General features: G+C 52.3%; 18 protein-coding genes, 1 tRNA gene and 1 pseudogene. 14 read left to right on the top strand and 6 right to left on the bottom strand.

Features of this window, described 5'->3' with window-relative positions; genetic code table 11:
• The first annotated feature begins 81 nt into the window (after positions 1-81).
• Together gcvP and OGY06_RS19785 are read left to right on the top strand one after the other, a co-directional pair.
• Complete coding sequence (gcvP, locus tag OGY06_RS19790; protein ID WP_003825499.1) at positions 82-2,955, top strand: aminomethyl-transferring glycine dehydrogenase; 2,874 nt, start codon at positions 82-84, stop codon at positions 2,953-2,955.
• A gap of 77 nt (positions 2,956-3,032) precedes the next feature.
• Positions 3,033-3,777: pseudogene (locus tag OGY06_RS19785) on the top strand (SDR family oxidoreductase).
• Positions 3,778-3,870: 93 nt separating this feature from the next.
• Here OGY06_RS19785 and bglA read toward each other — a convergent pair.
• Complete coding sequence (bglA, locus tag OGY06_RS19780; RefSeq protein ID WP_126956613.1) at positions 3,871-5,304, bottom strand: 6-phospho-beta-glucosidase BglA; 1,434 nt, start codon at positions 5,302-5,304, stop codon at positions 3,871-3,873.
• 120 nt (positions 5,305-5,424) lie between these two features.
• On the bottom strand, positions 5,425-6,153 hold the full coding sequence (locus tag OGY06_RS19775) for a MurR/RpiR family transcriptional regulator (protein ID WP_008785744.1): 729 nt from the start codon (positions 6,151-6,153) through the stop codon (positions 5,425-5,427).
• Between the two features lie 52 nt (positions 6,154-6,205).
• Between OGY06_RS19775 and yqfB the strand changes: the two genes are divergently transcribed.
• Together yqfB and trhA are read left to right on the top strand one after the other, a co-directional pair.
• Positions 6,206-6,517: a N(4)-acetylcytidine aminohydrolase gene (gene yqfB, locus OGY06_RS19770; RefSeq protein WP_003825508.1), complete on the top strand. Its 312-nt coding sequence runs from the start codon at positions 6,206-6,208 to the stop codon at positions 6,515-6,517.
• 163 nt (positions 6,518-6,680) lie between these two features.
• Positions 6,681-7,343 (top strand): PAQR family membrane homeostasis protein TrhA, encoded by a 663-nt coding sequence (gene trhA, locus OGY06_RS19765; RefSeq protein WP_063940912.1) that lies wholly within the window; start codon positions 6,681-6,683, stop codon positions 7,341-7,343.
• 131 nt (positions 7,344-7,474) lie between these two features.
• On the opposite strand, the gene ygfZ is transcribed toward trhA, so the two are convergent.
• Positions 7,475-8,458, bottom strand: coding sequence for a tRNA-modifying protein YgfZ (gene ygfZ, locus OGY06_RS19760; protein ID WP_286605896.1), 984 nt, complete (start codon positions 8,456-8,458; stop codon positions 7,475-7,477).
• 257 nt (positions 8,459-8,715) lie between these two features.
• On the opposite strand from ygfZ, the gene sdhE reads away from it, so the two are divergent.
• Together sdhE and OGY06_RS19750 are read left to right on the top strand one after the other, a co-directional pair.
• Positions 8,716-8,982, top strand: coding sequence for an FAD assembly factor SdhE (gene sdhE / locus OGY06_RS19755; RefSeq protein ID WP_003825514.1), 267 nt, complete (start codon positions 8,716-8,718; stop codon positions 8,980-8,982).
• Positions 8,963-9,370 (top strand): protein YgfX, encoded by a 408-nt coding sequence (locus OGY06_RS19750; protein WP_003825515.1) that lies wholly within the window; start codon positions 8,963-8,965, stop codon positions 9,368-9,370. Before sdhE ends, OGY06_RS19750 begins: the two co-directional genes overlap by 20 nt.
• Before the next feature lie 101 nt (positions 9,371-9,471).
• Here the strand turns inward: OGY06_RS19750 and fldB are convergent, their stop codons facing one another.
• Positions 9,472-9,993, bottom strand: a complete 522-nt coding sequence (gene fldB / locus OGY06_RS19745; protein WP_003825517.1) for a flavodoxin FldB — start codon at positions 9,991-9,993, stop codon at positions 9,472-9,474.
• Between the two features lie 113 nt (positions 9,994-10,106).
• Between fldB and xerD the strand changes: the two genes are divergently transcribed.
• From xerD to lysS, 5 genes are all read left to right on the top strand, one after another.
• Positions 10,107-11,003, top strand: coding sequence for a site-specific tyrosine recombinase XerD (xerD, locus tag OGY06_RS19740; protein WP_286605895.1), 897 nt, complete (start codon positions 10,107-10,109; stop codon positions 11,001-11,003).
• A 23-nt stretch (positions 11,004-11,026) separates the two neighbouring features.
• Positions 11,027-11,740 carry a bifunctional protein-disulfide isomerase/oxidoreductase DsbC gene (gene dsbC, locus OGY06_RS19735; RefSeq protein WP_003825520.1) on the top strand — a complete coding sequence of 238 codons (714 nt, stop codon included), beginning with the start codon at positions 11,027-11,029 and terminating at the stop codon, positions 11,738-11,740.
• A gap of 5 nt (positions 11,741-11,745) precedes the next feature.
• The gene (recJ, locus tag OGY06_RS19730; protein ID WP_148361504.1) at positions 11,746-13,479 is read left to right on the top strand and encodes a single-stranded-DNA-specific exonuclease RecJ; all 1,734 of its coding nucleotides are present in this window, start codon (positions 11,746-11,748) and stop codon (positions 13,477-13,479) included.
• Positions 13,480-13,570: 91 nt separating this feature from the next.
• A protein-coding gene (prfB, locus tag OGY06_RS19725) for a peptide chain release factor 2 (protein ID WP_100194817.1) occupies positions 13,571-14,669 on the top strand; the annotation gives its coding sequence in 2 pieces (ribosomal slippage) (positions 13,571-13,645 and positions 13,647-14,669; 1,098 coding nt in all).
• A 9-nt stretch (positions 14,670-14,678) separates the two neighbouring features.
• Complete coding sequence (lysS, locus tag OGY06_RS19720; protein WP_063940917.1) at positions 14,679-16,196, top strand: lysine--tRNA ligase; 1,518 nt, start codon at positions 14,679-14,681, stop codon at positions 16,194-16,196.
• 95 nt (positions 16,197-16,291) lie between these two features.
• Here lysS and idi read toward each other — a convergent pair whose 3' ends face one another.
• Entirely contained in the window at positions 16,292-16,840 is a 549-nt protein-coding gene (gene idi / locus OGY06_RS19715; RefSeq protein ID WP_286605894.1) for an isopentenyl-diphosphate Delta-isomerase, read from the bottom strand.
• A 166-nt stretch (positions 16,841-17,006) separates the two neighbouring features.
• On the opposite strand from idi, the gene actS reads away from it, so the two are divergent.
• Together actS and OGY06_RS19705 are read left to right on the top strand one after the other, a co-directional pair.
• Positions 17,007-17,765: an amidase activator ActS gene (actS, locus tag OGY06_RS19710; protein WP_032945492.1), complete on the top strand. Its 759-nt coding sequence runs from the start codon at positions 17,007-17,009 to the stop codon at positions 17,763-17,765.
• Positions 17,766-17,844: 79 nt separating this feature from the next.
• Positions 17,845-17,918, top strand: a tRNA-Gly gene (locus OGY06_RS19705).
• A 33-nt stretch (positions 17,919-17,951) separates the two neighbouring features.
• Here OGY06_RS19705 and OGY06_RS19700 read toward each other — a convergent pair.
• The gene (locus tag OGY06_RS19700; protein WP_191236024.1) at positions 17,952-18,488 is read right to left on the bottom strand and encodes a GNAT family N-acetyltransferase; all 537 of its coding nucleotides are present in this window, start codon (positions 18,486-18,488) and stop codon (positions 17,952-17,954) included.
• 816 nt (positions 18,489-19,304) lie between these two features.
• Between OGY06_RS19700 and pgaA the strand changes: the two genes are divergently transcribed.
• A complete protein-coding gene (pgaA, locus tag OGY06_RS19695) occupies positions 19,305-21,767 on the top strand; it encodes a poly-beta-1,6 N-acetyl-D-glucosamine export porin PgaA (protein WP_003825533.1) in 2,463 nt (820 codons plus the stop codon).
• The last annotated feature ends 5 nt before the right edge of the window (positions 21,768-21,772 follow it).

The following is a 21,772-nucleotide window of genomic DNA, read 5'->3' as shown; positions in this document are numbered from 1 at the left end:
TAGGCCCGGTAAGCGCTAGCGCCACCGGGCACGTAGACAGAGACCATCACGATTCACTGCACGTTTCAGGAACCATCGCCCATGACACAGACGTTAAGCCAGCTTGAAAACAGCGGCGCTTTCATTGAACGCCACATCGGACCGGACGCCGCGCAGCAGCAAGAGATGCTGAATGCGGTTGGCGCCGAGTCGTTAAACGCGCTGATCGGCCAGATTGTGCCGAAAGACATTCAGCTCGCAACCCCGCCACAGGTGGGCGAGGCGGCGACCGAATACGCTGCGCTGGCTGAATTAAAAGCCATCGCCGGGCGTAACAAGCGCTTCACGTCCTACATTGGCATGGGCTACACCGCCGTGCAGTTGCCACCGGTTATTCTGCGTAACATGCTGGAAAACCCAGGCTGGTACACCGCATATACGCCGTATCAGCCGGAAGTCTCCCAGGGACGACTGGAAGCTCTGCTGAACTTCCAACAGGTCACACTGGACCTGACGGGCCTGGATATGGCTTCTGCCTCGCTGCTGGATGAAGCCACTGCGGCTGCTGAAGCCATGGCGATGGCCAAACGTGTCAGCAAACTGAAAAATGCCAACCGTTTCTTTGTGGCGGCTGATGTTCACCCGCAAACGCTGGACGTGGTTCGCACCCGTGCAGAAACCTTTGGCTTTGACGTCATTGTTGATGACGCGGCGAAAGCTCTGGATCACCAGGATGTGTTTGGCGTGCTGTTGCAGCAGGTTGGCACCACCGGTGAAGTGCACGACTACAGCAAACTGATTGCCGAGCTGAAATCCCGTAAAGTTGTGGTCAGTGTCGCTGCCGACTTTATGGCGCTGGTACTGCTGACTGCACCGGGCAAACAGGGCGCGGATATTGTTTTCGGCTCTGCGCAACGCTTCGGCGTTCCGATGGGTTACGGCGGCCCACACGCGGCATTCTTCGCCGCTAAAGACGAATTCAAACGCTCCATGCCAGGCCGTATTATCGGCGTATCGAAAGATGCGGCGGGCAATACCGCACTGCGCATGGCGATGCAGACTCGCGAGCAGCATATCCGCCGCGAGAAAGCGAACTCCAACATTTGTACCTCGCAGGTTCTGCTGGCCAACATCGCCAGCCTGTATGCCGTTTATCATGGTCCGGTTGGCCTGAAACGTATCGCTAATCGCATCCACCGCCTGACTGATATTCTGGCGGCCGGTCTGCAGCAGAAAGGGCTGAAGCTGCGCCATGCGCACTACTTCGACACTCTGTGTGTTGAAGTGGCCGACAAAGCGGCTGTTCTGGCGCGTGCCGAAGCGGCAGAAATCAACCTGCGTAGCGATATCCATAACGCGGTAGGTATTACGCTTGATGAAACCACCACCCGTGAAAACGTGGTGCAGTTGTTCAATGTTCTGCTGGGCGACAGCCACGGTTTGAATATCGATACGCTGGATAAAGATGTGGCGCTCGACAGCCGTTCCATTCAGGACAGCATGCTGCGTGACGATGCGATCCTCAGCCATCCGGTGTTTAATCGCTATCACAGCGAAACCGAGATGATGCGCTACATGCACTCGCTGGAGCGCAAAGATCTGGCGCTGAACCAGGCAATGATCCCGCTGGGTTCTTGCACCATGAAGCTGAACGCTGCCGCCGAGATGATCCCTATCACCTGGCCGGAATTCGCTGAACTTCACCCGTTCTGCCCGCCAGAGCAGGCAGAAGGTTATCACCAGATGATCGGCCAGCTTTCCGAGTGGCTGGTAAAACTGACCGGTTATGACGCCGTCTGCATGCAGCCGAACTCCGGCGCGCAGGGCGAGTATGCGGGTCTGCTGGCGATTCGTCACTATCACGAAAGCCGTAACGAAGGCCATCGCGATATCTGTCTGATCCCGGCTTCTGCCCACGGCACCAATCCGGCATCCGCACAGATGGCGGGGATGCAGGTAGTGGTTGTCGCCTGTGATAAGAACGGCAACATTGACCTGGACGATCTGCGAGCAAAAGCAGAACAACATGCTGCGAACCTCTCCTGCATCATGGTGACCTATCCGTCTACTCACGGCGTGTATGAAGAAACGATCCGTGAAGTGTGCGACGTTGTACACCAGTTTGGCGGCCAGGTTTACCTTGATGGCGCGAACATGAACGCTCAGGTTGGGATCACCACGCCAGGCTTTATCGGCGCAGATGTCTCGCACCTCAACCTGCATAAAACATTCTGCATTCCGCACGGCGGCGGCGGCCCAGGTATGGGACCGATTGGCGTCAAATCACATTTGGCACCGTTCGTACCGGGTCACAGCGTAGTGCAGATTGAAGGAATGCTCACCCGTCAGGGCGCAGTTTCTGCGGCGCCGTTCGGTAGCGCATCTATTCTGCCAATCAGCTGGATGTACATCCGTATGATGGGCGCAGAAGGTCTGAAGCAGGCAAGCCAGGTGGCGATCCTTAATGCTAACTACATTGCCAGCCGTCTGAAAGATGCTTATCCGGTACTGTATACCGGTCGCGACGGTCGCGTGGCGCATGAATGTATTCTCGACATTCGCCCACTGAAAGAAGAGACCGGCATTAGCGAACTGGATATTGCCAAGCGTCTGATCGATTACGGTTTCCATGCGCCGACTATGTCATTCCCGGTCGCGGGTACCCTGATGGTTGAACCGACTGAATCTGAAAGCAAAGTGGAACTTGATCGCTTTATCAATGCGATGCTGGCAATCCGCGCTGAAATCGATCGCGTGAAAGCCGGTGAATGGTCACTGGAAGATAACCCGCTGGTTAACTCGCCGCACACGCAAAACGAGCTTGTCGCGGAGTGGAATCACGGTTATAGCCGCGAAATCGCCGTCTTCCCGGCTGGTGTGGCGAACAAATACTGGCCGACCGTGAAACGCCTTGATGATGTTTACGGTGACCGTAACCTGTTCTGCTCCTGCGTGCCGATGAGCGAATATCAGTAACTTTTCCGCGCAGTAAAGCTTTTGTAGGCCGGGTAAGGCGAAGTCGCCTCCCGGCTTTTTCATATCTGGAGGTATCCATGGGAATCGCACTGGTTACTGGCGGCAGTCGTGGCATCGGGCGGGCAACCGCGCTGCAGTTAGCGCAAGAGGGTTACACGGTTGCGGTTAACTTTCATCACAATATCCGTGCGGCAACGGAGGTGGTGAATACCATTGTCGCTGTCGGGGGAAAGGCGTTTGCTCTACGGGCTGATATCAGCGATGAAAGCCAGGTTGTGGCAATGTTTGAATCTATTGACCGCGAAAGGTGAACCACTGACTGCGTTAGTGAATAATGCCGGGATTTTGTTTGAACAGAGCACGGTGGAAAGCCTAACCGCTGAAAGAATTAACCGCGTGCTGGCGACCAATGTTACCGGCTATTTTTTGTGTTGTCGGGAAGCGGTAAAGCGGATGTCGTTCAAACACGGAGGGCAAGGCGGGGCGATTGTAAATGTCTCTTCGGCTGCATCGCGGCTTGGTGCGCCATTCGAATATGTTGATTACGCAGCCTCAAAAGGCGCTGTGGACACGCTCACCACCGGCCTTGCGCTGGAGGTTGCGGCGCAAGGGATCCGCGTAAACTGCGTGCGACCTGGTCTTATCTACACTGAAATGCACGCATCAGGCGGCGAGCCGGGAAGGGTCGATCGCGTGAAATCGATGTTGCCTATGCAGCGCGGCGGACAACCGGAGGAGGTCGCGCAGGCGATTACCTGGCTGCTGAGCGAGAAGGCGTCCTACGTAACGGGAAGTTTTCTGGAACTGGCTGGCGGGAAGTAGGATTTAATCGCCGGATGGCGCTATGCTTATCCAGCCTACGGGAATTTAATCTGTAGGCTGGATAAGGCGTTTACGCCGCCATCCGGCAAAAAATCAAAGTTTCTCGCCGTTGCTGGCAATCACCTCTTTGTACCAGTTAAAACTTTTCTTGCGTGAACGCGACATATCGCCGGTGCCGTCGTCGTGTTTGTTCACGTAGATAAAGCCGTAACGTTTGCTGTACTGACCGGTGGTGAACGAGACACAGTCGATGCAGCCCCACGGCGTGTAGCCCATCAGGTCTACGCCATCATAGGTTACCGCTTTCATCATCTCTTCAACGTGGGCGCGCAAATAGTCGATGCGATAGTCGTCGTTGATGCTGCCGTCTTCTTCCACTTTGTCGTAGGCACCAAATCCGTTTTCTACGATAAATAGCGGTTTCTGATAGCGCTCATACAGTTCACATAAGGCGTAACGCAGACCGACCGGATCAATCTGCCAGCCCCAGTCGGACGCTTTTACGTGCGGGTTCGGTACGCTGCCCTCAAAACCAGAAATGGCATCGCCGCTGCCGCCTTCCGCTTTTACCGCGTTGGTCATGTAGTAACTGAATCCGAGATAGTCACAGGTGCCTTCACGCAGGATTTGCTCATCTCCGGCTTCCATTCGGATATTGAATTCGCGGCGTTCCCACTCGTTCAGTACATATGATGGATAGTAGCCGCGCAGTTGAACGTCGGTGAAAACGTAGCGCTCACGCATCGATTCCTGCGCGAACATCACATCTTCAGGCTTACAGGAGAACGGGTACAGTGGCACCATCGCCAGCATGCAGCCGACTTTCATTTCCGGGTTGATGCGGTGTGCGGCTTTCACTGCCAGAGCACTGGCCACGAACTGGTGATGCAGCACCTGGTACATGGTTTCTTCCGGGTTTTCATGCTCGGTATACACCACGCCGGAGCAGCAATAACCAAACAGCGGTGCGCGCCAGTTGCGCTGGTTATTGATCTCGTTAAAGGTCATCCAGTATTTGACCTTGTGCTTGTAGCGCTCAAAAACGACTTCAGCGAATCGGACAAAGAAATCGACGACTTTACGATTGGTCCAGCTACCGTACTGTTGAACAAGGTACAGCGGCATTTCAAAGTGGGAAAGGGTGATGACCGGTTCGATGTTGTACTTCAGCAGTTCATCGAACATGTCGTCGTAGAACTTTAGCCCTTCTTCATTCGGCTGGCTTTCATCCCCTTTGGGGAAGATACGGGTCCAGGCGATTGAGGTGCGGAAGCATTTGAAGCCCATCTCAGCAAACAGCTTGATGTCTTCTTTGTAATGACCGTAAAAATCGACAGCTTCGTGGTTGGGGTAGTACTTACCGGGTTCAACTTCCTGAGTGATTTCTCGCGGAACGCCGTGTGCCCCTCCGGTCAGTACGTCGCAAATGCTGGGGCCTTTGCCACCTTTGTTCCAGCCGCCTTCAACCTGGTGCGCCGCAACCGCGCCACCCCATAAAAAATCTTTTGGTAAGGTAAGTTTTTTCATCTGCGCTCAGTCTCAAATTAATACAATCTGATTTTGAGTCTAACAAAGGAAAGATAAATGTCACGATATAACAAAATAGCGCTAATGTGATTTGTTACATCCAAAAAACAGATTGTTTTTTTACGCTATTCTTTTCGCCAACTTGCGGCCGAGTGACTCCAGAATATAAATAACAGGGATTTGCGTGGTTATATCGTATACCCCGGCAATGCGCGTCTGTGGAACGTGCCAGGAGAGATTAAAGTCAGCCAATTTGGCCAGCCGCGAATGTTCATGACTGGTGACAGACAGGACCTTACAGTTATGCAGGCTGAACTGGCTGGCAAAGCGCAGGATCTCTTCTGTTTCACCGGAAACAGAAAGCACGATCGCCAGCGCGTTTCTGGCCATGTCATTCGTTACCGGGAAATAAGGATCATCAATGTGATTACTGAATTTTCCAACGTTTGAGAAAAAACGTGCGCCATATTTGGCTAAGGCTCCGGATGTTCCCGCTCCGACGAATATAATACGTTCGGAAGATAATATAATATCAACAGCCTGATCGAGCAGATTATCGAACTCATCGTTATTAACGCCTTTAAAGAAGCTGATAATTTCGCTGGCACCGAAATTAGCCTGTTGCGGTTCATTCTGCTCTAAATATAATTTGAAGCGCACGCGAAATTCTGAGTAACCTTCACACTTAAGCTTGCGGCAAAAGCGCAGTACGGTGGTAGTGGAAACACCCACGGCATCGGCCAGTTCGCGAATGGTCATGTACATGACTTTGTCACGGTTTTTGATGACATAGTTGTAGACCAGCATCTCAAGATTGTTGAGACTGGCGATGGCAGCGTGGGAGAACATACTCACAATGGCAAAACTCACTCATCAGACTTCATCTACAGGGAATAATAACATGCAGCCAAATGACATCACTTTTTTTCAGCGTTTCCAGGATGACATTCTGGCCGGACGCAAGACCATCACTATTCGTGACGAGTCCGAATCACACTTCAAAGCCGGGGACATTTTACGGGTTGGGCGCTTCGAAGATGACGGTTACTTCTGCACGATTGAGGTTGTAGGCACCTCAACCGTCACGCTGGATACGCTGACGGATAAACATGCCCGGCAGGAAAACATGACGCTTGAAGAACTTAAACATGTCATTGCCGAGATTTATCCGGATCAGACGCAATTTTATGTGATTGATTTTAAATGCCTTTGATTTTAATGGTACGCATGTTAGCTGAAATTTAAAATCTAACACTATGATTTTTAATGATAAATATTTATCTGGTAATTATTTTAGCTAACAGGTGTTCACTGGAACCATTCTCAGTTACGCTAGAGGAGCAATCACGATAGGGTTCGTTTCTCGGGAGTAAGTTATGGTTCAGAAGCCATTAATCGCGCAGGGATATTCGCTGGCAGAGGAAATAGCCAACAGCATCAGTCACGGTATCGGGCTGGTGTTTGGGATTGTCGGACTGGTGTTATTGCTGGTCCAGGCAGTGGATACCAACGCCAGCGCTATGGCGATTACCAGCTATAGCCTGTACGGCGGCAGCATGATCCTGCTGTTCCTCGCCTCAACTTTGTATCACGCGATCCCCCATCAGAGAGCGAAAGTCTGGCTGAAAAAATTCGACCACTGTGCGATTTATCTGCTGATTGCCGGGACCTATACACCATTTCTGCTGGTAGGGCTTGATTCGCCGCTGGCACGTGGGCTGATGATTGTTATCTGGAGCCTGGCGCTGATCGGTATTTTATTCAAACTAACCATTGCGCACCGGTTTAAGGTTCTGTCACTGGTGACCTACCTGACAATGGGCTGGCTTTCGCTGATTGTGGTGTATCAACTGGCGGTTAAGTTGGCGGCGGGAGGCGTGACGTTGCTGGCTGTTGGTGGTGTGGTGTATTCGCTGGGCGTAATTTTCTACGTCTGTAAGCGTATCCCTTACAACCATGCGATCTGGCACGGCTTTGTGCTGGGCGGCAGCGTTTGCCATTTCCTGGCGATCTATCTGTACGTGGGGCAACACGCATAGATTCAGTGCAACCCCGGGGGCGGCGTAAACGCCTCGCCCGGACTGTATTTTATAGGCCGGACAAGCCAACGCCGCAATCCGGTAGCCTGTGCCGAATTGCCTGATGGCGCTGCGCTTATCAGGCCTACCAATTACTCTTCGTCTAACGAATATGGCAGCGGTACGATATGCAGCGTTTTCGCGTCTTCACGAACGCGGAACACGCTGTCGGCCTCCATGTCGTTATTCATCACAACCTGCACCAGTACCTGACCATCAGCCAGTTGTACTGCGGCGAGTACGGTGCCGGTACGGCGCCAGTTCTCGCCCATTTTCAGCTCCAGGTCTTCACCCGCTTCCGGTACTCGACCGGCGGCACCCGCCAAAGTCCACATGGCGCGTTTGTTGGCTCCGCGGAATTTTGCACGAGCCACCATTTCCTGACCGGTGTAGCAGCCTTTTTTAAAGCTGATCCCGCCCAGAACCTGCAGATTGGTAGCCTGGGGAATAAACTGTGCACTGTTGGCTGTATCAATAACGGGGATACCCGCTTCGATATCCAGCGCCAGCCACTGCTGGCTGTTATTTAACTCAGCTTCGCCACGCAGCTTTTCAACCAAGGTTTCTGCTGTGGTGGTATCAACGATCAGCAGAAAACGTTCGGCAGGGTGTTCGAACCACAATACCGTGGAGGCACCTTCGGTAATGACCTGCTTATCACTGTTCGGCAATTCGCTAAAGAGATTGGCCAGCGCTGCACGTGCCTGGAATCCCGCTACGCCCAGCAGTACTCGTTCATCGTCCGGGGCAATCGCCACCTTCGAGAAGACCGCATATTTTTTCAGCTCGCTGAGCTGCGCATCACGCAGGCTACGGCGCTCAAGCCATGCAAAACCGTCGCCCTGGCGGAACAGACGCAGGTTGCTCCACATTTTACCTTTGGCGTCACAATGTGCAGCCAACAGGTGCTGATGCTCGGTCATCTGGCTGACATCCGCCGTGACCTGACCCTGAATATACTTCTCACTGTCGACACCGGTGATGGTGGCGAGCGCCCAGTCATCGAGCGTCATTAGCGTCAGAGGCAAACGCGTTGACGCGAAAGGCTGGCGAGGAGGAAAAGATGTAAAAGCCATAATAATGTCCTGATTTGCTTAACGCAGTGATAATGACTAATGGTAAAAGAGCTATGGCCCATTGCAAGCGGTTTAAACAGGCTATTTGTGCCATATGTTGCGCTTTGCGAGGAGACATCCAAAAATGGTGAATCCTTTGGCTTAATAAGGTTTTATTTAGCGAGCGAGCTTCAGTTTACTGATATTCCCGTAAAAAGAGCGGGAAAAACACGTTACAATAGCGGGATACTTCGTTTTCGCGAGACAGGGAGAAGAACATGGATATTAACAACAAAGCACGTATTCATTGGGCATGCCGCCGCGGTATGCGCGAGCTGGACATCTCGATCATGCCGTTTTTCGAACATGAATATGACAGCTTAAGTGACGAAGAAAAACGTATCTTTATCCGTCTGCTAGAATGTGATGATCCAGATTTATTTAACTGGTTGATGAATCATGGGAAACCAGCTGATGAGCAGCTGGAACAGATGGTGCGACTTATCCAGACACGGAATCGGGAACGTGGTCCAGTGGCAATCTGATTTACGCGTATCATGGCGCGCGCAGTGGCTTTCACTGCTAATTCATGGGCTGGTCGCGGTGTTTATTTTATTGATGCCCTGGCCATTGAGCTACACCCCATTATGGCTGGTTTTGCTCTCTCTGGTGGTGTTCGATAGCGTTCGCAGTCAGCGTCGAATCAACGCCTGTCAGGGTGAGATTCGGCTATTGATGGATGGCCGTCTGCGCTGGCAAGGGCAAGAGTGGTCTATCGTTAGCGCCCCCTGGATGGTTAAAACAGGCATGATGCTGCGTTTGCGATCTGATGCCGGAAAACGTCAACATTTGTGGCTGGCAGCAGACAGTATGGATGATGCAGAGTGGCGGGATTTACGGCGGTTGATGCTGCAAAAGGCGAAGCAAGGGTAACGCATGACGCATGCCTGATGGCGCGCAGCTTGAAGGCCTACAGTTAGGTGCGTCATGCAGGCCGGATAAGGCATTTACGCCGTCATCCGGCAAATCGGTTATCAGGACCAGTGCTCGGCCATTTCCCCAAGAATTTGCTCGCACCAGGCCTGAATGCGTTCATCGCTGAGATCGTACTGGTTCGTCTCATCCAGCGCCAGGCCAACAAACAGTTGTCCATCAGCAATGACGGGTTTATCGCTGGTGAATTCGTAGCCTTCTGTGGGCCAGTAGCCGACAAACTTTACACCTTTAGTGATCAGTTTATCGTGCAGCATACCCAACGCATCCAGGAACCATTCGCCGTATCCCAACTGATCGCCCATACCGTAAAGCGCGACAATCTTGCCTTCCAGGTTGAGGTCGTCCAGTTGCTCCCAGATCGCTTCCCAGTCCTCCTGAATTTCACCGAAATCCCAGGTTGGAATGCCCAAAATGAGCACGTCATATTGCTCCATTAGGGTCGGGGAATCGTCTTTGAGGTTGTGCAGTGTCACCAGTTCGGGACCCAGGATATCGCGGATTTTTTCTGCTGCCATTTCGGTGTAGCAGGTGCTGGAACCGTAAAAAAGACCCATGTTCATGACGTAAACATCTCAATTCTGCTGTAGCGTTGCGGGTAGTGTAACAGAATCGCCGCATTCTCGGCACAATGAGGCATAATGCATCAAAAATGAGAGTGGAATAAGGGGCGCGAGTGGAACAGGATCTGGCGCGCATCGAGCAGTTTCTTGATGCCCTGTGGCTGGAACGAAATCTGGCGGAAAATACATTAAGTGCGTATCGTCGCGATCTGACCATGCTTGTGGAATGGTTACATCACCGCGGCGCTTCGCTTGCGGCCGCGCAAAGTGATGATCTGCAAGCCTTGCTGGCTGAGCGGATGGATGGAGGGTATAAAGCCACCAGTTCCGCACGTTTGCTCAGTGCGACGCGACGTTTTTTTCAGCATCTGTACCGCGAAAAATATCGTGAAGATGACCCCAGCGCCTCGCTTGCATCACCTAAACTTCCGCAGCGCCTGCCTAAAGATCTCAGCGAAGCACAGGTTGAGCGGCTGCTACAAGCGCCGCTTGTTGAGCAACCGCTGGAGCTACGCGACAAAGCCATGCTGGAAGTGCTGTATGCAACAGGCCTGCGCGTGTCTGAACTGGTAGGACTGACGATGAGTGACGTCAGCCTGCGTCAGGGTGTGGTACGGGTGATCGGTAAAGGTAACAAAGAGCGCCTTGTCCCGTTGGGTGAGGAGGCTGTGTACTGGCTGGAAACATACCTGGAGCATGGGCGTCCATGGTTGCTCAACGGCGTATCGATTGATGTGCTGTTTCCTAGTCAGCGGGCGCAACAGATGACCCGTCAGACCTTCTGGCATCGTATCAAACACTATGCTGTGTTGGCGGGAATCGACAGCGAAAAGCTGTCACCGCACGTCCTGCGGCACGCGTTTGCCACGCATCTGCTTAACCATGGCGCAGACCTGCGCGTGGTGCAGATGCTACTGGGGCATAGCGATCTCTCGACAACGCAAATTTATACTCATGTCGCAACGGAGCGCTTGCGGCAACTACATCAACAGCATCACCCGCGAGCGTGAGTGCTGACAGGATAGGATAGGCTATGAAAAAACGTTTTATGATGTTCACCCTGCTGGCGACGGCGTTTTCCGGCATGGTACATGCAGACGACGCGGCAATTCGTCAGTCATTAGCAAAGCTGGGTGTGCAGAGCACCGAGATTCAACCTGCTCCGGTTGCGGGTATGAAAACTGTACTGACCAATAGCGGCGTGCTGTACGTTACCGAAGACGGTAAACATATTATTCAGGGACCGATGTACGACGTGAGCGGCGCAAGTCCGGTGAATGTCACCAACCAACTGCTGATGAAACATCTGAACGCGCTGGAAAAAGAGATGATCATCTACAAAGCGCCGCAGGAAAAACACGTCATTACCGTTTTCACCGACATCACTTGTGGTTACTGCCACAAGCTGCATGAAGAGATGAAAGATTACAATGCGTTGGGGATCACCGTACGTTATCTGGCCTTCCCACGTCAGGGGCTGGACAGTCAGGCTGAGCAGGACATGAAGTCTATCTGGTGTGCTAAGGACAAAAACAAAGCCTTTGACGACGCGATGACTGGCAAGGGCGTGAAAGCGGCGACCTGTGATGTGGATATCGCTAACCACTATGCGCTGGGCGTACAGTTTGGCGTCAGCGGTACACCGGCGATTGTGCTGAGCAATGGTTATGTCGTACCTGGTTATCAGGGCCCGAAAGAGATGAAAGAATTCCTCGACGCACATGCAAAACAGACCAGCGGTAAATAATTCGCGTGAAACAACAGATACAACTTCGTCGGCGTGAGGCCGACGAGACAGCCGAGTTACCTGCCGACTTGCCGCCACTGCTGCGCCGTTTATACGCCAGTCGCGGTGTGCGCAGCGCGCAGGAACTTGAGCGTAGCGTGAAAGGAATGCTGCCGTGGCAGCATTTAAACGGTGTCGAAAAGGCGGTTGAGATCCTCTACAACGCCTTTCGTGCGGGAACTCGCATCATCGTTGTCGGCGATTTCGATGCCGATGGCGCGACCAGCACGGCGCTAAGCATCCTGGCGATGCGCGCGTTGGGCTGCAGTAACGTTGACTACCTGGTGCCAAATCGTTTTGAGGACGGTTATGGTTTAAGCCCGGAAGTCGTTGATCAGGCCCATGCCCGTGGTGCTCAGCTGATTGTTACCGTAGACAACGGCATCTCGTCTCACACGGGTGTCGAACATGCCAGAACGTTGGGGATCCCGGTCGTTGTAACAGATCACCACCTGCCAGGGGATACGCTGCCGGGCGCAGAGGCGATCATCAATCCTAACCTGCACGACTGTGAGTTCCCGTCGAAATCGCTGGCAGGCGTTGGTGTAGCTTTCTATCTGATGCTGGCGCTGCGCACTTTCCTGCGTGACAAAGGCTGGTTTGATGAGCGAGGTATTGCACCGCCGAACCTGGCGGATTTGCTCGATCTGGTTGCGCTTGGCACGGTGGCGGACGTGGTCCCGCTGGATGCCAATAACCGCATTCTGACGTGGCAAGGCTTAAGCCGTATCCGCGCCGGAAAATGCCGCCCAGGTATTAAAGCGCTGCTGGAGATTTCCAATCGCGACCCCCTAAAGCTGGCAGCCAGTGATTTAGGTTTTGCCCTCGGGCCACGGCTGAATGCGGCAGGGCGTCTGGACGATATGTCCGTTGGCGTAGCGCTGTTGTTGTGCGACAACATTGGTGAAGCGCGCGTGCTGGCCAATGAGCTGGACGCACTCAACCAGACGCGCAAAGAAATTGAGCAGGGTATGCAGGCAGAAGCGCTGACCCTGTGTGAAAAGCTGGAACGCAGTAGCGATACGCTACCTGGCGGTCTGGCTATGTATCATCCCGAGTGGCATCAGGGCGTAGTGGGGATTCTGGCATCGCGTATTAAAGAGCGATTCCATCGCCCGGTGATAGCGTTTGCCCCGGCAGGTGACGGTACCCTCAAAGGATCCGGGCGTTCGATTCAGGGGCTGCACATGCGCGATGCGCTGGAGCGCCTGGACACCCTTTATCCGGGCATGATCCTCAAGTTTGGCGGTCACGCCATGGCGGCGGGCTTATCGCTTGAAGAGGCGCAGTTTGAGCGTTTCCAGCAGTGTTTTGGCGAACTGGTAACCGAGTGGTTGGATCCCGCCTTACTGCAAGGTGAAGTGGTGTCGGATGGCCCACTGAACGCGTCGGAGATGACCATGGAGGTCGCACAAATGCTGCGCGATGCCGGACCGTGGGGACAAATGTTCCCAGAACCGCTGTTTGACGGGCATTTCCGTTTGCTCCAGCAGCGTCTGGTCGGTGAGCGTCATCTGAAGGTAATGGTCGAGCCCGTAGGCGGTGGTCCACTGCTGGACGGTATTGCGTTTAATGTCGATACCACCTGCTGGCCGGACAACGGCGTGCGCGAAGTTCAGCTTGCCTACAAACTGGATATTAATGAGTTTCGCGGCAACCGTAGTTTGCAGATTATAATCGACAATATCTGGCCACTTTAGCGTCACTAATCGCTATAAAAAAGGGCGTGGATTAGTTACAATCCCGCTCTTATCACCGCATTTTGACTAGTCCAATAAAAGAAATCAGACAATGTTTGAAATTAATCCGGTAAATAACCGCATTCAGGACCTCACGGAGCGCTCTGACGTTCTTAGGGGGTATCTTTGACTATGATGCCAAGAAAGAGCGTCTGGAAGAAGTAAACGCCGAGCTGGAACAGCCGGACGTATGGAACGAACCCGAACGCGCGCAGGCGCTGGGTAAAGAGCGTTCTTCTCTTGAGGCCATCGTTGATACGCTCGATCAGATGAGCCAGGGCCTGGAAGATGTCTCCGGCCTGTTGGAGCTGGCTGTAGAAGCCGACGACGAAGAAACCTTTAACGAAGCCGTAGCAGAACTCGACACGCTGGAAGATAAGCTGGCCCAGCTGGAATTCCGTCGTATGTTCTCCGGTGAATATGACAGCGCAGATTGCTATCTCGATATTCAGGCAGGTTCTGGCGGTACGGAAGCGCAGGACTGGGCAAGCATGCTGATGCGCATGTATCTGCGTTGGGCTGAAGCGCGCGGCTTTAAGACCGAAATTATTGAAGAATCTGAAGGTGAAGTGGCGGGTATTAAATCCGTGACCATCCGAATTGCTGGCGAATATGCGTACGGTTGGCTGCGTACTGAAACCGGCGTACACCGCCTGGTTCGTAAGAGTCCGTTCGACTCCGGCGGTCGTCGCCATACGTCGTTCAGTTCTGCGTTTGTTTATCCGGAAGTTGACGATGATATTGATATCGATATCAACCCGGCGGACCTGCGTATTGACGTTTACCGTGCCTCCGGTGCAGGTGGTCAGCACGTTAACCGTACGGAATCTGCGGTGCGTATTACCCACATCCCGACCGGGATTGTGACGCAGTGTCAGAACGACCGTTCACAGCACAAGAACAAAGACCAGGCCATGAAGCAGATGAAAGCGAAGCTTTATGAACTGGAAATGCAGAAGAAGAATGCCGAGAAACAGGCGATGGAAGACAATAAGTCAGATATCGGCTGGGGTAGCCAGATTCGTTCTTATGTCCTTGATGACTCCCGCATCAAAGATCTGCGTACCGGGGTTGAAACCCGTAACACGCAGGCGGTGCTGGATGGCAGCCTGGATCAATTTATCGAAGCAAGTTTGAAAGCAGGGTTATGAGGAACCAACATGTCTGAACAACACGTACAGGGCGCTGACGCGGTAGCCGACCTTAACAATGAACTGAAAACGCGCCGTGAGAAGCTGGCGAGCCTGCGTGAGCAGGGGATCCCGTTCCCGAACGATTTCCGTCGCGATCATACCTCAGACCAACTGCATGCTGACTTCGACGCAAAAGAAAACGAAGAGCTGGAAGCGCTGAACATTGAGGTATCCGTTGCTGGCCGTATGATGACCCGTCGTATTATGGGTAAAGCATCATTCGTTACGCTGCAGGACGTTGGCGGCCGCATTCAGCTGTACGTTGCTCGCGATGACCTGCCGGAAGGCGTCTACAACGAGCAGTTCAAAAAATGGGATCTGGGCGATATCCTCGGCGCGAAAGGTAAGTTGTTCAAGACCAAGACCGGTGAGTTGTCTATTCACTGCACCGAATTGCGTCTGCTGACCAAAGCGCTGCGCCCGCTGCCGGACAAATTCCACGGTCTGCAGGATCAGGAAGCGCGCTATCGTCAACGTTACCTGGATCTCATCTCTAACGATGAATCCCGTAATACCTTTAAAGTGCGTTCACAGATTATGGCTGGCATCCGTCAGTTCATGGTTGCTCGTGGCTTTATGGAAGTAGAAACCCCGATGATGCAGGTGATCCCTGGCGGTGCGGCAGCGCGTCCGTTTATCACCCATCATAACGCGTTGGATCTGGACATGTACCTGCGTATCGCGCCGGAACTGTACCTCAAGCGTCTGGTGGTTGGCGGCTTCGAACGCGTATTCGAAATTAACCGTAACTTCCGTAACGAAGGCATCTCTGTTCGCCATAATCCAGAGTTCACCATGATGGAACTCTACATGGCTTATGCGGACTACAAAGATCTGATCGAACTGACCGAATCGCTGTTCCGTACGCTGGCGCAGAACGTTCTGGGAACGACTGAAGTGCCTTATGGTGAAGAAGTCTTCGACTTCGGTAAGCCGTTCGAAAAACTGACCATGCGCGAAGCGATTCAGAAATACCGTCCAGAAACCAACATGGCCGAACTGGATAACTTCGACTCTGCAAAAGCGATTGCTGAATCTATCGGCATCAAAGTTGAGAAGAGCTGGGGCCTGGGCCGTATCGTGACCGAGATCTTTGAAGAAGTTGCGGAAGCGCACCTGATTCAACCGACCTTCATTACCGAGTACCCGGCAGAAGTTTCCCCGCTGGCGCGTCGTAATGACGAAAACCCGGAAATCACCGATCGCTTCGAATTCTTCATTGGCGGACGTGAAATCGGTAACGGTTTCAGCGAGCTGAACGATGCAGAAGATCAGGCGCAGCGTTTCCAGGATCAGGTTAACGCCAAAGATGCGGGTGATGACGAAGCAATGTTCTACGACGAAGACTATGTTACCGCTCTGGAACACGGTCTGCCGCCGACTGCGGGTCTGGGCATTGGTATCGACCGTATGGTTATGCTGTTCACCAACAGCCATACCATCCGCGACGTGATCCTGTTCCCGGCGATGCGCCCGGTTAAGTAAGATGTGAAATGCCGGATGGCGGCTGATGCCTTATCCGGCCTACGTGGAGACGATTCGTAGGCCGGATAAAACGCGTTTGCGTTGCCATCCGGCAATCAATTACGGTTAGCAAACTCGCGCAATAATTCTCGTGCTTTATCATTCGATGCCTGCATTACCATCCACGGGCTAAAAGCCCACGGCGTCGCGTCAATCCCGCTTAAGACATCCTCAAGATTGCTCCACTGGCAATCCATCACTTCATCTGGATTTAGCTGTAACTCGCTGACGATATGTGCGGCATAAACCGGACATACTTCGTTTTCAACTATTCCACTTGGGTCCGTGGCGCGATAACGAAAGTCAGCGTAGACGGGGCTGAGCGCGTCGATGTCTGCACCCAGTTCGAAGCGAGCCCGGCGGACAATAGCGTCTTCGTGGGTTTCACCCAGCTGCGGGTGACCACAGACAGAGTTGGTCCAGACGCCAGGCCAGGCTTTTTTGTGCAGCGAGCGGCGGGTGACCAGCAGTTGGCCCTGCTCGTTAAATATCCAGCACGAGAAAGCGGAATGCAGGGGAGTTGTGGCGGTATGCGCCGCATATTTTTCCAGCGTTCCGCAGGGTTGGTCCTGCTCATTCAATAAAATGACATGTTCCTGTCGCATAGCGTCCACCATCAATCTTAAGCACCCATATTATATGCTTAATTAAGTCAGATTGATTAACAGAGGGTGTGAAATGCCAGGACCGACGGTTCGTTGCGCGATATGATTTGGCATCCGGTTTCTGGCTGCTATGATAAAGCGTCTGAAAATGTTGCGAGGTATTGTTTTGAGTGCAGGACGCCTGAAGAAAAATGGCCTGGGTATCGTGATGTTGCTGTGTGTCGGTCTGCTGTTAGCAGGGTGTTCTGGGAGCAAATCGTCTGATACAGGAAGTTATTCCGGCTCCGTGTATACCGTGAAGCGGGGGGATACGCTATACCGTATTTCGCGCGCTACCGGGACCAGCGTGAAAGAGATCGCCCGCCTGAATAATATTTCACCACCCTATACCATTGAAGTAGGGCAAAAACTGAAGGTCAGCGGTGGCGCGAAAACCAGTTCTAACTCTGGCAAAACAACCAAGAAATCCTCAACCAAAACGGCAGCGGTCAGACCGTCTTCGTCCGTACCGCAGTCTTCCTGGCCACCAGTAGGGCAACGTTGCTGGCAGTGGCCTGCCAGCGGTAAGGTGATCCTGCCTTATTCAACCGCGGACGGCGGCAATAAGGGCATTGATATCTCGGCTGCGCGCGGTACACCGATTTATGCCGCCGGCGCCGGGAAGGTGGTTTACGTCGGTAATCAGCTGCGGGGCTATGGTAATCTCATCATGATTAAGCACAGTGAGGACTACATCACTGCGTATGCGCATAATGACACCATGCTGGTGAACAACGGTCAAAACGTGAAGGCCGGGCAGAAAATCGCGACGATGGGCAGCTCGGATGCGACTACGGTGCGGCTGCATTTCCAAATCCGCTATCGGGCGACAGCTATCGATCCACTGCGTTATTTGCCGCCGCAGGGCAGTAAGCCAAAATGCTGACGGTGATTTAATCGCCAGTCAGTCGGTTAGTCCCTTGCCAAGAAGAGCGTAAGGTTTATAATCCCTTACGCATTTCGATGCGGGCGTAGTTCAATGGTAGAACGAGAGCTTCCCAAGCTCTATACGAGGGTTCGATTCCCTTCGCCCGCTCCAAAATTCTCTCCCTGTAGTTAATCCTTAAAAACGTTAGATAGCGACACCGGAATCCGGTGGTAGCGTGCCGTTACCTTCACCCAGATTACGTTGTAGCAATACCGTGTCGAGCCATAGCCCATGTTTGAAGCCAATGTTTTTCAGTGTGCCGATTTGCGTAAATCCGGCCTGCTGATGGACTTTTAACGATCCCTGATTATTGCTGTCGCCGACGATGGCAATCAGTTGCCGATAACCCTGTGCTTCAGCCCAGCCAATCACATGACGCAGTAAGGCTTTTCCTACACCCTGACGCTGAGCCGTTGGAGCAATATAAATCGAATCCTCAAGGGTATAGCGGTAGGCATAACGCTCGCGATAGCGAGTGAGATAACAATACCCTATGACCTTATCTTCCTGCAGTGCAACAACCCACGGCAGTCCCAGACTGCGGATTTTTTCCAGACGTGCCAGCATCTCGTGTGCATCCGGCGGGTCGGTTTCAAAGCTGCCGGTACCGTGAATAACATGGTGGGCGTAGATATCGCGTATGGCGTGGATGTGCTCTTCTTCTGCGTTAACGATTTTCATTGTTCAGTCCCTGTTGGCGTCTTTGCCCAGATTACCTGAAAGACTGAGGGGAAGGTAAGTGCAAAAAATTATGCTTCTATCAGTTGCTTGTAATGCAAATAGGCTTGCATATTGTAAGGGGAAATAATTGATTGTGGTTGATATTGTCAATAGTACGCAAGGTTGGTAAATATATTAACAGGTAAAGTAATACACAATTATTCACGCACGTATTTGATTGATTTTCCAAATACCTATTATGGTAGGTTTCGAAAAATGATAAATAAAGTTGTTTGATTTCAAAGCATTGTTAATGTATCTAATTCTTCTTGCGTCTGTACCCTTATTTTAATTTCATTGGCCCTGTTTGAGCCCTAAAAATTAAGTTATATTTTGTTGTTAGCAGAGTGCCTATTATCAGATTTTTCTCTGCTCACCTCTCAAAATAGTTACCATGCAAACAGTTACGCGGTGTGGCTATGCTAACCAGCAATAGTAAGCATCGTCACATGACGTCACCGGGCAAACTTTGTTTAAATCCAGAATTCAATCCCAAGAGTATTAGGATAATCTAGTCTAAAATGCTTTTTTGCCTAAGGCTTTTCTTATTACGTAGCCACGAACTACGCAGAGTGATAAAATTCACAAGTTTATGCCTCCTATCCAACGATTAGAGGACGAGGCACAGGTAGTCAATAAGACGAAAGAATTAATAGCTTCATAACCCTATTACGAAATAAGCGGTAGTGCATCTTACATGGTCGGCAACTGTCAGGGATTGACCGTAACTTATTGAAAACGCTTATTTTTACTCTGATGTAAGATATAAGGGCAGATATGTTCAGTATGCGTCGACATGCCAACTTCATTAAACGTTTTAAGTCTGTAAGCTGTTTATTTACGGCAAGCGTTCTTTTCCCTATGCAAATCTCAGCAGCAGTATCAGATTATGACGCTTTGGTTATTGAAGCGCGAGGTGGTAATAGTGCGCCGCTATTGCACTACCTTGAGGATCAGGGAAAGAAAAGTGCGCTAACGCCAAATCAGGTTGCCGACTGGCTGCAAGTTTCTGGTTGGGTTGAGAACAACGATAAAACTACCATTGAAATCTGGCAGCGGTATCGTGGGCAGATGGATGTGCCTGCGCGCGGCAAAGTCGCCGCTGCACGTGCGTACCGTAACCAGAAAAACTGGAATGATTCATTGGCGGTGTGGGAAAGCGTTTTACAGGAAGAGCCTGATAACGTGGATGTACGCACCGGCTGGATAATGACGTTGGCGGATGCGCGCTACAACCAACAAGCCCTTACTGAAGCGAATAAATGGGCTCAGGCACATCCGGGCGCAGATTCCGACGCGCTACTTGCCTACGTATATCATTCTCAGGGGAAAAACTGGGATGCGCTGTTGGTTGCCAGCCAGGCGGATGATGTTGATCCAGGCAATAAAAATGCAAAATCCACGCTGCTATCTGCGCTGTCGGCGAACCGCGTTTCCGGACCCGCTTTAAATATGGCGGAGGTCGTTCCCACGGCTGATCCAGTGAAGCGCCGTCTTGAGCTTGATGCGGCGGCCGAAATGGTCCGATCCTCTTATACGTCCGCACGTAATGAAGAAGAACGTTTTATCGTAGCGGATAAAGCGTTGGCCCGTTATGACCAACTATTGGCGGCCTGGAAAGATGAGCCGTCTGCGCAGAATGATGTCCGTCGGGCGAGAATTGACCGTATGGGTGCCCTGTTGGTGCGTAAGCGTACTGCCGAAGTGATTGATGAGTATGACTCCCTTTCTGCAAGCGGTGAAGTACCAAACTATGCAAAACGCTGGGTGGCATCAGCATGGTTAAGCGAACGTCAGCCGGAAAAAACCGAAGCGATGCTGGCGAGCATCTTCTACCCGAATGGACCTATCCCGGTGACGCCGCTCAGTCCTGAGGATCAACAAGATCTGTTCTACGCGCACATTGATAATGAAAACTTCGATGCTGCCAAAAAACAAGTCGATGATTTGATCAAAGAGAGTCCGTATCTGCGGCGTATCTATGGCTCGCCAACGCCGCAGCCTAACGATAACTGGCTGCTCGGACAGTCGCTACTGACGCAATATCATATCGCTGCCAATGAACTGCCAGAGGCAGAAAAGCTCGCAGAGCATCTGGCACGAACAGGCTCTGGTAACCAGGGATTGCGCATATCTTATGCCTCTGTGCTTGAAGCGCGTGGATTGCCGCATGCGGCGGAGAAAGAGCTTAAGCTGGCGGAAGTAATTGAGCCAAGCAACCTGGAGCTGGAACGTCAGCAGGCTTACGTTGCACTGGATCTTCAGGAGTGGAAACAGGCAGATGAACTGACGGATGACGTTATTGCCCGTAGCCCGGATGATGAAGCGACGCTGCGCCTCGCGCGTATTCGTGATGTCCACAAAATGTCGGAAGTGCGTATTAGCGGAACGCAGGGGATCTCGTCCGATAGCCCGGTCAGCGGTAAGAATGACTTCAACATCAACACGGCTATTTACAGTCCACCGATTAATGACAACTGGCGACTGTTTACCGGATTCAACTTCGCTACCGGTGAATTTGAGGAAGGGAAGGGCATCAGCCGCGATCTGGCGGCGGGTGCAGAATGGACTTCCCGTGATTACTGGGCGGAAATGGAAGTGTCTGGCCGAAATTATGGCGATGGGCAGAAGATTGGTGGGCGTCTATCCGGCTGGCATGACTTCAATGACAACTGGCGCGTTGGTGGTTCGGCCGAGCGCCTCTCTCGCAATACCCCGTTGCGCGCGCTGCGTAGTGGCGTGTATGCCAACGGCGGCGATATGTTTGTTCGCTGGTATCAAAACGAACGACGTGAATATCAACTGTCGTTTGCCGCATCACATTTCTCGGACGGTAACGATCGCATCGAATACGGACTCAGCGGAAAAGAGCGCATGTGGACCACGCCACGCTTCACGCTGGACTTTACGCCGGGCATTGGCGGGAGCACCAACACTAAAGAAAATGTGCCGTATTACAACCCGAAGAGTGATTTTTCGGTTGTCCCTGGCCTGAGCGCAGAGCAGGTTCTTTACCGCCACTATGATACCGTCTGGACGCAGCAAGGTCTGGCTGGCGTAGGTGGCTACTGGCAGCAAGGTGAAGATGCAGGCGCTATCGTCCAGGTGGGATACGGGCAACGGCTTAAATGGAACAACGTCGTAGACGGCGGGGTGATGCTGATTTGGGATAAACGCCCCTATGACGGTAAACGTGAGCGGAATATCTCCCTCGCTTTCGATTTAAATGTCAGGTTTTAAGGATT

Source organism: Citrobacter sp. Cpo147 (genome assembly GCF_030332405.1).
In the GTDB taxonomy this organism is placed as follows: domain Bacteria; phylum Pseudomonadota; class Gammaproteobacteria; order Enterobacterales; family Enterobacteriaceae; genus Citrobacter; species Citrobacter portucalensis.
Note: the sequence above shows the minus strand (reverse complement) of the source record. Positions and strands in the feature narration are given on the sequence as shown.

Bases quoted from the DNA above. Each gene is read 5' to 3' on its own strand.
- gcvP (WP_003825499.1), top strand. From the start codon at position 82: ATGACACAGACGTTAAGCCAGCTTGAAAACAGCGGCGCTTTCATTGAA.
- bglA (WP_126956613.1), bottom strand. From the start codon at position 5,304: ATGAAAAAACTTACCTTACCAAAAGATTTTTTATGGGGTGGCGCGGTT.
- OGY06_RS19775 (WP_008785744.1), bottom strand. From the start codon at position 6,153: ATGTTCTCCCACGCTGCCATCGCCAGTCTCAACAATCTTGAGATGCTG.
- yqfB (WP_003825508.1), top strand. From the start codon at position 6,206: ATGCAGCCAAATGACATCACTTTTTTTCAGCGTTTCCAGGATGACATT.
- trhA (WP_063940912.1), top strand. From the start codon at position 6,681: ATGGTTCAGAAGCCATTAATCGCGCAGGGATATTCGCTGGCAGAGGAA.
- ygfZ (WP_286605896.1), bottom strand. From the start codon at position 8,458: ATGGCTTTTACATCTTTTCCTCCTCGCCAGCCTTTCGCGTCAACGCGT.
- sdhE (WP_003825514.1), top strand. From the start codon at position 8,716: ATGGATATTAACAACAAAGCACGTATTCATTGGGCATGCCGCCGCGGT.
- fldB (WP_003825517.1), bottom strand. From the start codon at position 9,993: ATGAACATGGGTCTTTTTTACGGTTCCAGCACCTGCTACACCGAAATG.
- dsbC (WP_003825520.1), top strand. From the start codon at position 11,027: ATGAAAAAACGTTTTATGATGTTCACCCTGCTGGCGACGGCGTTTTCC.
- lysS (WP_063940917.1), top strand. From the start codon at position 14,679: ATGTCTGAACAACACGTACAGGGCGCTGACGCGGTAGCCGACCTTAAC.
- idi (WP_286605894.1), bottom strand. From the start codon at position 16,840: ATGCGACAGGAACATGTCATTTTATTGAATGAGCAGGACCAACCCTGC.
- OGY06_RS19700 (WP_191236024.1), bottom strand. From the start codon at position 18,488: ATGAAAATCGTTAACGCAGAAGAAGAGCACATCCACGCCATACGCGAT.
- pgaA (WP_003825533.1), top strand. From the start codon at position 19,305: ATGTTCAGTATGCGTCGACATGCCAACTTCATTAAACGTTTTAAGTCT.